Raw genomic sequence first — 13,511 nt, forward strand, 5'->3', positions numbered from 1 at the left:
GTTTAATTATTAACAACATATTATTTTCGCCATTTCAATCTTCTTGCGGCGCCAGTGTTGAATTTTCCAGTTGTTCACCTATTTCTTCAACATTTATGGGGATTTCCAACGGTGTATCGGGTAGGCGAAGTGGCGTAAGGCTGTCCAACGACAAGCTATCAGGTCGTGGCAAACGGGGACTTGGACAATTATATTTTCTGGTGATCTCCACCACAGGTTCAGGAAAAGGACCGTACTCATAACCGAGTACGTCATCATGGTAAACTTTCTCCATAAACTTACCAAATACCGGCAGGGCCGTCCGAGAGCCTTCACCCGTCTGTGAATTCCTGAAATGGATACTCCGCTCATCGCATCCAATCCAGACGCCGGTAACCAGGTCTTTGGTTACCCCCATATACCATCCATCCACGTAATCCGATGAAGTACCAGTTTTTCCGCCGATCTGGTTATTGTTTTTCCATAAATCCCATTCCCACAAACCTTGAGAAGTACCTTCCGGTTCCTCCATACTTCCCCTGAGCATATATCCCATCAGCCAGGCAACTTCTTCACTGATCGCTTGTGTGACTGTTGTTTTAAACGTAGCTACAGTTTTCCCATTAAAGTCCACTATTTTCGACACAAGCAAGGGCTCCAGACGTTGCCCCCTATTCATAAACGTGGCATAGGCGTTTACCATTTCAAACACATTGACGTCATTCGATCCCAGGCTCACGGACGGAACTGAAGCCAACGGACTGGTAATGCCACAACGGTGAGCGGCGTCGACGACCTTATCCCACCCGACTTCCTCGGTTATTTGCGCCGTGATCGAATTGACTGATCGCCCCATGGCCCAACGAAGGGACATCTCGCGACCGCTAAATACCCAATCTGCATTTTTAGGTTCCCAGATCTTTTCTTCTCCATTTTCTGTATAAGCAACGCGCACATACTTATCCGTATATTTATCGCAAGGCGATTTACCGGCTTCCAACGCCGCCAGATAGGCAAACGGTTTAAACGTAGAACCGGCCTGACGTTTCGCTTGAACCACGTGATCATACTTGTAATATCGGTAATTGATTCCGCCCACCCAAGCTTTAATCTCGCCGTTATAAGGATCCATAGACATCAATCCTGCATTTAGCATTTTGGCATAATGGGCCAATGAATCCAACGTTGAATACTGCACTTCTTTAAGCCCATCCCATGTAAATACTTCCATTGCCTTAGGGATGTTTAAATAATGGTATATACTATCTCGATTGCTGGAATAAGTCTTCACCAATTGCTGATAATAAGGAGTTTGTTCGGCCAATTTTTCCAAAAAACCTTCAATGACGTTCCCTTCGGCGTCCCGCCAGGGCAATTCGCCTTGCCAGGCATTTTCCAACCGCTGTTGTAAAATTCGCATCTGTTCAGCCACAGCGTCTTCGGCGTGCTGCTGCATGCGGGAATCGATGGTTGTATAAATCTTCAGTCCGTCCACGTACATGTCATACCCGTTTTCCTCGCACCACGGGGCCAGCCAACGCTCTACTGCCGTTCTTAAATACGAGTCACCGCTGCCCAATTCGTCAACTTCGCCTAGGTGCAACCCCAGATCGGCGGCTTTTGCTTCGTTATACTCAGTTTCTGATAGGAATCCGGCTTTTTGCATCTGAGCCAATACCACATTACGCCGCTCAAGCGATCGGTCAGGGTTACGAATTGGGTTATAAAGCGTTGTTCCCTTGAGCATACCGATGAGCACGGCCGCCTCAGCTGGGGTTAAATTTTTGGCTTCCTTATTGAAATAACGGCGAGCTACCGTTTTGATGCCATATGCATTATTGCTGAAAGACACCGTATTCAAGTACATCGTGATAATGTCCTTTTTAGAATATTGGCTCTCAAGCTTATATGCAGTCACCCACTCTTTAAACTTGACGACTAAAATATTGATACCAGGTATTTCGCCCAACAACCCAACCGATTGGTTGTACCGGGTTCGATAGAGGTTTTTTGCTAGCTGTTGGGTAATCGTACTGCCTCCCCGTTTATCACCTTGCGCAGTGGACACAATACTCGAGAAGATGGCCCAAAAATCGACTCCGTGATGTTTAAAAAACCGGACGTCTTCCGTGGCAATCAATGCATTAACGACATTTTGTGCAATGCTGTCGTATGGTACCGGCGATCGGTCCTCTTTAAAATACCGGCCGATAAGCACACTATCAACAGTATATACTTCCGACGCAATGTTTTGGATAGGCTTACCAATATCCCTTGATGTGGGAGAATACCCAAACAGCCACAAGAAATTCACCTCCACCATACAGACGAGCATGATCAAGGAATAAACAATAATAATAACGTAACGTATATAGCGGTTGCGTATCTCCTTAAACATCGGGTAAAGATGACGAAATGTTTTGATATAATATACGACTGATCGTCAGATTGTGCTACAATTTCATTGTATTAACCCCTTAAAATCTTATTTTGCAATCGTTTTATTTTAATCATTCTCTTATGGCAAGTATCATTGGAAAATTCGGCGTAACCTCGGGAAAGTCGTTTAAACTGGAAAACTATAGGACTGACGACCCGGGATCTATGGAAAAAAAGGAAGCGCTGGCTGACCTGGCCGATTTCCAAACCGAGCTCAAAGAGTACCAGGAACGGCTGTATGCGGAAAATTCCCAAAGCTTATTGATCATTCTTCAAGCTATGGACGCTGCTGGTAAAGACAGTGCTATTGAACACGTGATGAGCGGTGTCAATCCGCAGGGGTGCCAAGTATTCAGTTTCAAGCAACCCACTAGCAACGATTATGAGCATGATTTTCTTTGGCGGCATTACAAAGCACTCCCAGAAAGAGGACGGATAGGCATTCATAACCGGTCTCATTACGAGTATGTATTGGTATGCAAGGTGCATCCCGAATTCAACCTGTCCGAACGGATTCCGGGTTACCGAAATGTCTCTGATTTCGACGACCACTTTTGGGAAGATCGGTACGAGAGCATCCGCCAATTTGAAGCTCATCTGCATCGCAATGGAACCAAAATCATCAAATTTTTCCTTCATGTGTCTAAGGAAGAACAGAAAAAGCGCTTCCTGGACCGAATCGAAGACAAATACAAGAATTGGAAATTTTCTGCATCCGACGTAGAAGAGCGATCGCATTGGGCCGAATATATGAACGCCTACGAAGATGCCATTGCAGCCACGGCGACCCCTGCTTCACCTTGGTATATTATTCCGGCTGACAAAAAATGGTTTGCCCGGTATGCAGTTGGTAAAATTATCGTGGAAACACTGGCAAAGATGGAGCCGGAATTTCCCAAATTACCCGAAGACCAAAAAAACAAACTGAAAACCTACCGGCAAAAATTAACGAAAGAGTGATCAAAAGTGCTTCTTATTTTCACTGATATTTAATTTATCCCAGCGGACGTCTTTGCTTCGGGGTTCGCTACGGATGGGGCAATCCTTGACGCGACAGTAGTGGCAACAGGTCGGTATACAGGGATCTGCATGAACAAACAATTCGGCATTTGCATGTAACTGATTATTTATCAATTGATCAATTGCGGAAACCTCATCGTGTACTTTATCTAAATTGTAATAATTCGGCAACGTAACATGGCAGTCGATATGCAATTCATGTCCGTAACGTTGTACACGCAAGTTGTGCACATCAATCCAATCCTCTTTCCGGTATTCCTGCAAAATATCCGCGACCTTCTCCACCAACGCTGCATCCGATTCATCCATTAAACCGCCAATAGATCGCCGTAATAATTTATAGCCACTGAACAAAATAAATGCACCCAACCCTAAGGACAATACCGTATCGATCCAAATCCATCCGGTGTAATACATTAGGGTAAGGCCTACCAGCAGGCCGACCGTACTATAGGCATCGGTCTGCAGATGTTTTCCGTCGGCATGCAACGTTAATGAATTCAGCTGCGTACTCTGTTTCACCATGAAGGTACCCAACCCAAAATTGACCAGACCGGTAAACGCCAAGAGACCGATCCCCTCCAGCAAGTTTCCGACCGTTTCAGGGAAAAACAGGTTATATACCGCTTTACCTAAAATCAGAACCCCGGCAATGGCAATCAGCCCCCCCTCCAGGAAAACTGAAAAAAATTCAACTTTCCCATGTCCGTATGGATGGTTTTGGTCCTTCGGGCGAGCTGCCAAATGAATGCTATAAAAAGCGAAACCGGAAGCCACCACGTTTACGATGCTCTCCATCGCATCGGTCAATATAGCATTGGAACTGGTCAGCAAATACGCCGCGAATTTTATGAGCATCAATAAGATGCCTGTAGCCAACGCAAACCGGATGATATTTTTCTGTCTGTTCAAACCCCAGCGGTAATCCGGCAAAGGTACTAATTCAAATATTAATAGCTATTTTTCAATCTGGAACCATTGTAAAATGTTCAAATTTACCTAAGTTTGCACACCATGAGTATACCATCTATTCTTTCGGACCGGATAAACAATCTTTCCGAATCGGCAACCCTTAAAATGACTAAATTAGGCCGCGAACTAGCTGCCAAAGGCGTTAACGTTATCAGCCTCAGCGTAGGAGAGCCTGATTTTAACACGCCCGACCACGTAAAACAGGCAGCGAAGCAGGCACTTGATGAGAATTACACCCGATATTCTCCAGTTCCCGGTTATCCTGAATTACGGAAAGCCATCGTCAATAAGTTAAAAAACGAAAATAATCTAGACTACGATGTTTCTCAGATTGTGGTCTCCACAGGAGCAAAACAGTCACTTTCTAACGCCATTTTGACGTTGATCAACCCTGGCGACGAAGTGATTATTCCAACTCCTTACTGGGTTTCTTATTCAGAAATGGTTACACTCGCCGAAGGCAGATCCGTGTTTATCAACACCACGATCGATAGCGACTTTAAAATCACACCAGCAGAACTGGAAGCGGCGATTACGCCTAACAGTAAACTGTTTATGTTTTCCTCGCCGTGCAACCCCACGGGAAGTGTCTACACAAAGGAAGAACTGGAAGGATTGGTGCGCGTGTTTGAAAAACATCCGAATATCTACATCATTTCCGATGAAATATACGAGCACATCAACTTCATAGGCAAGCATGAATCCATTGCGCAATTCGACAGCATCAAGGATCGCGTTATTCTTATTAACGGATTCTCTAAGGCATTTGCGATGACAGGCTGGCGCCTCGGTTACCTAGCTGCTAGCAAAGAAATTGCTGCTGCCAATGACAAACTGCAAGGACAGACCACATCCGGCACTTGCTCCATTGCGCAACGCGCGGGAATTGCCGCACTTGAACAAGGACTGGATACCGTTCTCGAGATGAAGGACGCTTTCGAGCGGCGTCGCGAATTGGTATATCGTCTGCTGAAGGATATTCCGGGCGTAAAGACCAACCTTCCCCAAGGTGCTTTTTATTTTTTCCCGGATATTAGCTCATTTTTTGGCAAAAAGGACCCTCAGGGCCAGGTCATCAAAGACTCCGCCGACCTTGCGCTTTACCTGTTAAATGAAGCACATGTAGCTACCGTGGGTGGTGATTCCTTTGGCAACAATAATTACATTCGTTTATCTTACGCGGCATCGGACGAAAACCTGAAAGAAGCCCTACGTCGGATCAAAGAAGCATTGGGAAAACTGGCTTAGTCCAGTTTCCCGCCTTTTTTGCGCCTCCCATCGACACCGACAAACTATTTGCTCCGTATGGCCTCCACAGGATCCATACGTGCGGCCATAGCTGCCGGAATAATTCCGGCTATAAGACCTATAAGGGTGGAAAGAAATACCGTAAGAATTACCATGGAAACGTTGACTACAATGGCAAGGTCAAACACAAATTTGACTAACAACGTCAGCAGATAGACAAAAGAAAGCCCCATTAAGCCCCCAATAAGGCACAGTGCAATCGCTTCGATAAGAAACTGGGACAGTATGAAATAGTTCTTGGCTCCCAGGGATTTCTGTATACCGATAATGTGTGTACGTTCTTTAACAGACACAAACATGATATTCGCAATACCAAAACCACCAACCAATATCGAAAATGCGCCTATTACGCCGCCAGCGATATTAATCACTTTAAACATTGCGTCTAACTGGGCAGTGATGATGGTGGTCTTGTTCAGTGAAAAATCATCTTCCTGTTGGGGCCCCAGTCGATGGATGGACCGCATCACACCCCGTAACTCGCTTTCCGCCTCCTCCAATGAAACATTCGGCAATGCACTTACCATAATGACTGGACCATAACTTCGGATGTTGATCAGGTTGCGTCCTAAATTCAATGGAATCATGATAACATTATCCATTGAGACGTCGAAAATCATCCCCTCTCCTTCTTCCTTGAACACACCGATAACCGTAATCTTCCTGCCCAGAACTTTCAAGGATTTGCCAATGGGATCAATGTTGGGAAACAACCCTTCGGCTATCGTTGCGCCAATAACGGCTACGTTACTTCCCCGGTTTGATTCCGATTCAGTGAAATACCTACCCTCAACAATCTCGAGATCGCGGATGTTGTAGAGTTCATGTGAAGTGGCGGTGACTGTGACACCCGAAACGTTATTATTAAGGTATTGTGCCGTCCGATTTCCGATGTCTATCGAAAACGAAATTGCCTCTGCGGTAGTCATTCTTGACTTCAACGATTCGTAATCACGGAGCGTAGGTTCCGGCCGGTTTACATATTTCCACCACGGAAAATCGGGCCCTCCATCCCAGGGCCATTTCATGACATATATTGTTTTACTGCCGAGCTTTTCAACACTGCTCTCCAGATTTGCCCGTAAGGTATCAACCGCAGAAAACACCCCAATGATAATCAAAATACCGATCGTCACTCCTAGCAGCGACAACAACGTCCGGGTACGGTTTTCTCGGAGCGCCGAAAACGCAAACCCAAAACTCTCGCCGATTAATCGCAGGAACAATACCATATGACCATAGACGGATAATTCCGCCGTTAGTTACAAACGAAGATAAAGTATTTTATACAGACAATAAAGCAGTGGAAACAACATATTATATAATAAATAATTTCGTAACTTTGCACGCTAATTTATACGTATGGCATGCGTAATGCCCCATCTTAAAATTTCACATCAACAATGAAGCTATCACAGTTTAAGTTCAATTTGCCAGAATCCCTGATTGCCAATGAGCCTACCGAAAGCCGCGATGAATCCCGCCTCATGGTGCTTGACCGCAAAACCGGCAAAATCGAACATAAAATATTTAAGGATATTCTGAATTATTTTGATGACAAGGATGTCATGATCCTTAACAACACGAAGGTATTCCCCGCCCGCATGTATGGGAATAAGGAAAAAACCGGTGCCACTATCGAGGTATTCCTGCTCCGTGAACTAAATAAAGAATTGCGCCTATGGGATGTGCTGGTAGACCCTGCCCGTAAAATCCGCGTAGGTAACAAATTATATTTCGGTGACGATGATTTGTTGGTAGCCGAAGTAGTGGACAACACCACGTCACGCGGCCGGACCATACGCTTTCTGTTTGATGGAACCGATGAGGAATTTCGTCGAAACATCGAAATTCTCGGAGAAACTCCGCTCCCCAAATACATCAAACGCAAAGCTACTCCCGAAGATAAATTCCGATACCAAACGATATTTGCCAAGCATGAAGGTGCGGTAGCCGCCCCGACAGCCGGCCTGCACTTTAGCCGCGAACTGATGAAACGGCTGGAATTAAAAGGAGTGGAATTTGCGGAGATCACGCTTCATGTTGGTTTAGGGACTTTCCGACAGGTTGAGGTGGAAGATCTTACCAAACATAAAATGGATTCGGAACAGTTTATCATTCCAGAAGAAGCAGCTAAGACGGTGAATAAGGCGATTGACGCCAAACGGCGGGTGTGTGCAGTGGGAACCACGTCGATGCGGGCGATCGAGTCCTCGGTCTCGGCAGATAAGCATCTGAAACCAGCAAATGAATGGACCAGTAAGTTTATATATCCTCCCTACGATTTCAGCATCGCCAATAGTATGGTCACCAATTTCCATACTCCTGAGTCGACCCTGCTGGTAATGATCGCTGCATTTGGTGGATACGAACACGTAATGAACGCCTATGAAATTGCTGTAAAAGAAAAGTACCGGTTTTACAGCTACGGCGATGCGATGCTGATTATCTAAGCACGCTGTGCATATGAATTATGCGATTATTGTCGGCGGCGGAGTTGGCGTGCGGATGGGCGCAAACATACCGAAGCAGTTTTTACTGCTGAACGGAATACCTATAATGATGCATACCATCCGCGCCTTTTACGGCAGCAAGCATTCACCACAAATCGTTATTGTCATCCCTCAGGATCAACATGATTATTGGTCAGAGTGCTGCGAAAAACACACCTTTGACATCCCGCACGTCGTCGTCGGCGGGGGTAAAAGCCGGTTTGAAAGTGTGAAAAACGGATTGGCAGCCGTCCAGGATCGATGCGTTGACCTCTCGCGATGCCTTATTGCGATACACGATGCAGTGCGTCCCTTAATTGCGCCCGATTTGATAGATGCCACATTTGAGCAGGCTGCACTTACCGGTGCAGCAGCACTTGCCATTCGAAGTACAGACTCGGTTCGGTTGGAAAGTGCGAACGGCCTAAAAAATAACGCTTATCCGAGGCAAAGGGTTTACCTCATGCAAACCCCCCAAACATTCAAGGGGCCCGTACTATTCGAATCCTATAAACAAGATCCAGACCCTATATTTACCGACGACGCGTCGGTAGTAGAGAAAAAAGGGTACCCCATCACGATAGTGAATGGGGATGCCCGTAATGTCAAGATTACTTTCCCGGAAGATTTACGTATTGCGGCAATCTTATCGGGCGCTGACGTTTAAGCGGCACTTCGAATGACGCGTAATAGAATAGCGATGATAGCGATAACCAACAGAATATGGATAACTCCACCTGTATAGTATCCACCAAAATAACTGATCGCCCAAACGATAACTAAAATAACAGCGATAACATAAAGTAAATTTCCCATGACTACTGAGGTTAATTGTAATTATTGATTTTTATAAAGATTAACAATCAATAATGACAACATCAATTCCGGAAAAAAGTTTTCGATGGTTTTAAACTTTAGGGCGCCATATCCAACACCAGACCGTCATATGCCAGTGAAATCCCTTTGGGTAACTCCCGGTCTACCTCCTCGTGTAGCCCCAGCCTATGACTTATATGGGTGAAGTAGGTTTGTGCAGCTCCAACACGTTGAGCGAAAGCAATCGCTTCATCCAACGTGAAATGGGAAATATGCGGATCCCGCTGCAAAGCATTAACGACTAATATCTTCGTTCCAATAATTTTCCTGACTTGTGAATCGCTTACCGTTTTGGCATCCGTTATGTACGTAAAGTCACCCAATCGGAAGCCCAGCACGGGCATCATGTAATGCATGACCTCTATGGGAATAATTTTCTCACCGAACAGGGAAAAAGGCGACAACGTGATCTCGTGAAGCTCCAGTTGAGGAACCCCTGGATACTTCTTTGCGGCAAATGCATAGTAAAATTCACGTTTCAGTGCTTCATGCACTTCACGGGTTCCATAAATATCAATAGCTCCCCCTTGCTGCCTATTAAACGCCCGAACGTCGTCCAACCCGGCTATGTGGTCTTTATGAGAATGCGTAAACAGAATCGCATCCAAGTGGTCGATATGCTCACGCAACATTTGATACCGAAAATCGGGCCCCGTATCGATAATGATATTTTTATCGGCTAGCTGCAGCAATACCGATGAACGAAGGCGCTTGTCTCTGGGATCTGAAGAGCTACATACCTCGCAATCGCACGCGATTACAGGAATACCTTGTGATGTTCCGGTTCCTAAAAATCTTATCGTCAAATCGCTAGTTTGGTTTGTTTGATACTTCGTAAAAATTGCCGTTGTTTATCGTTCAAGGAACCTTCATCCAACGACATGTCGCGTAATATACTTACCAGTGCTCCGATCTTCATTTCTAAATTCGAAAACCGATTAACAACCACCACCTTGTTACTTTGCAATACGCACGCACCGGTCTTGAAATTGCCCTTCTCATACCGAACCCGGTAGCCAAACTCCTTTAATAAGGACTCCAGTTTTTCCAAACTATGTTGTGTATTGGGTAGCAATGATTTTTCCTTTTTGACGTGCCAAAATACGATTCATCCCATGAAATCCCAAAACTGTTTTATCCACAGCCCGGCAAGAGCTGTCGCGGACCAGATCAAGTCCGCTTCAAAAACACGCGCTTCCATAAATCCTGCATAAATCCGAGACCATAAGCAATCAATTGGACATATGCAGCAACGACGCTAAGCGCAGCCACGCGAAGACGGCGCGTTTTTATCCAGGAGTGAAAAAAAATAAGAAATGTGTATACGACGATAAGCACATCGGATAGCATCGCTAGGTTAGGAATGTACCCCCTTGAGGCAGGTGTTTCCCAAAAGAAACAACCATTCAACAGGAGCGATATGCACAAAAAGCAAACAAACACGGCAGGAAAAAAGTGAACAAGTTTCAGCTCTTTTGGAAAATGCTTATAAATATTAATCCGGGCGCGCCCAAAGAAATGCAGCTGCCTAAAAAACTGCCTGAAATCTGTTCGACGTTTGTGATACACCACTGCTTCCGGAATCAAGCCTATCTTGAACCCCGACGCTTGGATCCGTATGCTGTATTCGATATCTTCACCCAGTCGCGTGAGTTTAAAACCTCCTATTTGTTCCCATACTTTTCGCGATACTCCCATATTGAAACTACGCGGATGGAAAGTGCCGATATGCTTTTTATTACCACGTATTCCTCCGGTGGTAAAGGGCGATGTCATGGAATAGCTAATAGCTTGCTGTATGGGTGTAAAGGTTTCATGCGCTGCATCCGGACCGCCATATGCGTCCAATGGCGTTTTTTGCAAGTAGGCTGCCACAATAGTCAGATAATCAGACGGGACCAAGCAATCTGAATCGAAGATCACAAAGTAATCTCCTTGCGCACGTTCAAAACCAAAATTCCGTGTAAACCCCTGTCCTTCGTTCGGCTTGACATAATAATGAACGTCAAGCCGATCCCGGTACCCTTCCACAATTCCCCGTGCGTCGCGCACGGACCCATCCTCTATTACCAACACTTCAAATCGCTTATAGGTCTGCCGGGTAAGGCTATCCAGTAATTCGTCAACTTCCTGTGGTCGATTATACAGCGGAATAATCAGGGAAAAAAAAATCGATTGCATTGCCATTAAATGACTTTCTCGATCTGATAGTTATTACGTTCGGCACTGCTACGGGAGACCAATTCAGCTATAAAACCTGTAAGAAACAACTGTGTTCCAATCACAATCGCTATCAATGCAAAGAAAAAAAGTGGTTGTTCAGTAACATTGCGATAAGGACTTTGATTGGCGATGCTGACCAGTTTCTCAACAATAAGCCATATGGCAATTACAAATCCGGCAAAAAAACTCAATACGCCCATCGTCCCAAAAAAATGCATGGGCCGCTTTCCGAATTTACCGACAAAAAAGATAGAGAGCAGATCTAAAAAACCTTTGATAAACCTTCCCGGACCGAATTTCGTTTTTCCGTATTTGCGCGGATAGTGCTGCACCACCTGTTCATCGATTCGCTTGAACCCCGCCCATTTTGCAATAACCGGAATATATCGGTGCATTTCCCCGTAAACTTCAATACTTTTAACTACTTCCTTTTTATATGCTTTGAGACCGCAATTAAAATCATGGAGGTTATGGATACCCGACATGCTCCGGGTTACTGAATTAAAAAGCTTTGTGGGAATGGTTTTGCTAGGTGGATCATGACGCTGTTGTTTCCATCCGGATACTAAATCAAAGTCCTCGTGGATTATACGTCGGTACAGCTCAGGTATTTCATCTGGGCTATCCTGTAGATCCGCATCCATGGTGATAACTACATCGCCTTGGGCAGCCGCAAAACCGACGTTGAGTGCGGCAGATTTCCCGTAATTCCGACGGAATTTCACCGCCGTTATTTTAGGGTTCATTGCCTTTAGTCCCTCAATAACCATCCATGATCCGTCGGTGCTGCCGTCGTCCACCAGGATAATTTCGTAGGTGAACCGATGCTCGTCCATTACGCGCCTGATCCAAGCCGTTAGCTCCGGCAGTGAATCAACCTCGTTATACAAAGGGACGACAATTGAAATATCCATCACCGGCTACTCCTCTTCTATCGGTGCAAACATCGGCTTCGAACGCTTAAAAATTGTAGCAAAAATCATCGCTACCACAAATGTGATAATAATCATTATGGCGTACGACTTTAAACGTTGTCCCCATGTCATATTTGCCGCATCCTCAATCGCCTTGTCGAGTTGCTCGGTCGCTTTGTCTATCTGGTCGTCAGCCATTCCCTGATTCTCCATGAACACGATTGTATTGTTCTGGACGTTCATTAGCAAACGCTCCTGGATACCCGGTTCAACAAATTGCTCAAACAGTAAACTGACCGCCGAAGAAATTGCCCAGGCAATAAAAAGCATGACAAATATACCGATTAGAGCCTGTTTGAACGTCCAATAACCCCCTACGCTTTTCCGCAGACGAATACAAAACAAAAGGGTTATAATGAGCAACACTACATACATCGATATTGACCCGAACGAAGTGACGATAAATGATGACGAGGACACCAGCCAATAAAGCATAAGTATCCCCAACGCAGCGCTGATGCCTCCGAGATAGATTCCCAAAGACGCTCCCTCTTTTTTTATCTGACTTTCAAATGCTTGCTGTTCCATGATGAATTGTGATTTGATGATTCAAGAATACCTACGGGAATAATGAACTAATAGCTGATATACGGCCCGGTCAAAGGCTGGGTTTGCACTGTGATGGAGATAGACTTCCAAATCTTCAGTTGTCGGATGCTGCTCGTAAAAGAATCCCATCATGGGATAAAATAACTCGGCCAATTCCTGTTCGGGCGCGATCTTTCGGGCGACTTTGGCGATTTCTTCGTAAGAACTATCTACCAGAATCTGATGCGCGATCACCGGCTCATAGATGCGGTGTTCATCCTGAAACTCATCTTCGTCCACCAGCAAAAACTCCCTTAAATAATCGTCCAGCTGAGGTTCGATCTGTTCATCGAAACATTCCCTCAAATAGAGCAGCACATTCAGCAGTTCCGTTCCCCGATCGATGGTTTGATTCTCGATATCTTCCCATTCTTCTGATTCCAGGTAATCGCCTTCTAATTTTTCCACGTCAGCAGCGAAGAAATTCAACAGCAGCAAGTCGAACAGGATTTCCCGAAGCTCTTCAAATTGCGGATGATCATCAAATGCCTCGTCCATCAACGAGACTTTCTCCAGATACGCCCGGTCTCCTGCAAAAATCTCAGCGAGCCGGCGAAGCAAATCGCTTCCCTTTGTCTGCTTTATCGAGCTATACGACTGTATGCAAGCTTCGAGTGCGTGCGAAATATAAACGTCCATG

General features: G+C 45.3%; 14 protein-coding genes. 4 read left to right on the forward strand and 10 right to left on the reverse strand.

Annotation, left to right across the window (positions count from 1 at the left end; all coding sequences use genetic code 11):
- Positions 1 to 34: 34 nt before the first annotated feature.
- Complete coding sequence (locus tag ACFQRK_RS05705) at positions 35 to 2,314, reverse strand: transglycosylase domain-containing protein (RefSeq protein ID WP_379004526.1); 2,280 nt, start codon at positions 2,312 to 2,314, stop codon at positions 35 to 37.
- A gap of 185 nt (positions 2,315 to 2,499) precedes the next feature.
- Between ACFQRK_RS05705 and ACFQRK_RS05710 the strand changes: the two genes are divergently transcribed.
- Complete coding sequence (locus tag ACFQRK_RS05710) at positions 2,500 to 3,378, forward strand: polyphosphate kinase 2 family protein (protein ID WP_379004528.1); 879 nt, start codon at positions 2,500 to 2,502, stop codon at positions 3,376 to 3,378.
- Here ACFQRK_RS05710 and ACFQRK_RS05715 read toward each other — a convergent pair whose 3' ends face one another.
- Positions 3,379 to 4,350 carry a cation diffusion facilitator family transporter gene (locus tag ACFQRK_RS05715; protein ID WP_379004530.1) on the reverse strand — a complete coding sequence of 324 codons (972 nt, stop codon included), beginning with the start codon at positions 4,348 to 4,350 and terminating at the stop codon, positions 3,379 to 3,381.
- Positions 4,351 to 4,452: 102 nt separating this feature from the next.
- Between ACFQRK_RS05715 and ACFQRK_RS05720 the strand changes: the two genes are divergently transcribed.
- A complete protein-coding gene (locus ACFQRK_RS05720) occupies positions 4,453 to 5,658 on the forward strand; it encodes a pyridoxal phosphate-dependent aminotransferase (RefSeq protein ID WP_379004531.1) in 1,206 nt (401 codons plus the stop codon).
- 44 nt (positions 5,659 to 5,702) lie between these two features.
- Here the strand turns inward: ACFQRK_RS05720 and ACFQRK_RS05725 are convergent, their stop codons facing one another.
- Positions 5,703 to 6,950 (reverse strand): ABC transporter permease, encoded by a 1,248-nt coding sequence (locus tag ACFQRK_RS05725; RefSeq protein WP_379004533.1) that lies wholly within the window; start codon positions 6,948 to 6,950, stop codon positions 5,703 to 5,705.
- A gap of 171 nt (positions 6,951 to 7,121) precedes the next feature.
- On the opposite strand from ACFQRK_RS05725, the gene queA reads away from it, so the two are divergent.
- Both queA and ACFQRK_RS05735 read left to right on the forward strand, forming a co-directional pair.
- The gene (queA, locus tag ACFQRK_RS05730; RefSeq protein WP_379004535.1) at positions 7,122 to 8,171 is read left to right on the forward strand and encodes a tRNA preQ1(34) S-adenosylmethionine ribosyltransferase-isomerase QueA; all 1,050 of its coding nucleotides are present in this window, start codon (positions 7,122 to 7,124) and stop codon (positions 8,169 to 8,171) included.
- Between the two features lie 13 nt (positions 8,172 to 8,184).
- The gene (locus tag ACFQRK_RS05735; protein WP_379004536.1) at positions 8,185 to 8,877 is read left to right on the forward strand and encodes a 2-C-methyl-D-erythritol 4-phosphate cytidylyltransferase; all 693 of its coding nucleotides are present in this window, start codon (positions 8,185 to 8,187) and stop codon (positions 8,875 to 8,877) included.
- Here the strand turns inward: ACFQRK_RS05735 and ACFQRK_RS05740 are convergent.
- The 7 genes from ACFQRK_RS05740 to ACFQRK_RS05770 form a co-directional block, all read right to left on the reverse strand.
- On the reverse strand, positions 8,874 to 9,026 hold the full coding sequence (locus ACFQRK_RS05740; protein WP_379004538.1) for a lmo0937 family membrane protein: 153 nt from the start codon (positions 9,024 to 9,026) through the stop codon (positions 8,874 to 8,876). The genes ACFQRK_RS05735 and ACFQRK_RS05740 overlap by 4 nt on opposite strands.
- Before the next feature lie 98 nt (positions 9,027 to 9,124).
- Complete coding sequence (locus ACFQRK_RS05745) at positions 9,125 to 9,892, reverse strand: MBL fold metallo-hydrolase (RefSeq protein ID WP_379004540.1); 768 nt, start codon at positions 9,890 to 9,892, stop codon at positions 9,125 to 9,127.
- On the reverse strand, positions 9,889 to 10,137 hold the full coding sequence (locus ACFQRK_RS05750; RefSeq protein ID WP_379004541.1) for a hypothetical protein: 249 nt from the start codon (positions 10,135 to 10,137) through the stop codon (positions 9,889 to 9,891). The genes ACFQRK_RS05745 and ACFQRK_RS05750 overlap by 4 nt, the downstream gene beginning before the upstream one ends.
- 119 nt (positions 10,138 to 10,256) lie before the next feature.
- Complete coding sequence (locus ACFQRK_RS05755; protein WP_379004653.1) at positions 10,257 to 11,258, reverse strand: glycosyltransferase; 1,002 nt, start codon at positions 11,256 to 11,258, stop codon at positions 10,257 to 10,259.
- Positions 11,259 to 11,272: 14 nt separating this feature from the next.
- On the reverse strand, positions 11,273 to 12,223 hold the full coding sequence (locus ACFQRK_RS05760) for a glycosyltransferase family 2 protein (protein WP_379004543.1): 951 nt from the start codon (positions 12,221 to 12,223) through the stop codon (positions 11,273 to 11,275).
- Positions 12,224 to 12,229: 6 nt separating this feature from the next.
- The gene (locus ACFQRK_RS05765; RefSeq protein WP_379004545.1) at positions 12,230 to 12,811 is read right to left on the reverse strand and encodes a DUF4199 domain-containing protein; all 582 of its coding nucleotides are present in this window, start codon (positions 12,809 to 12,811) and stop codon (positions 12,230 to 12,232) included.
- Between the two features lie 21 nt (positions 12,812 to 12,832).
- A complete protein-coding gene (locus ACFQRK_RS05770; RefSeq protein ID WP_379004546.1) occupies positions 12,833 to 13,510 on the reverse strand; it encodes a hypothetical protein in 678 nt (225 codons plus the stop codon).
- Position 13,511: the final 1 nt, after the last annotated feature.

Source organism: Parapedobacter sp. GCM10030251 (genome assembly GCF_042666505.1).
Lineage (GTDB): Bacteria > Bacteroidota > Bacteroidia > Sphingobacteriales > Sphingobacteriaceae > Parapedobacter.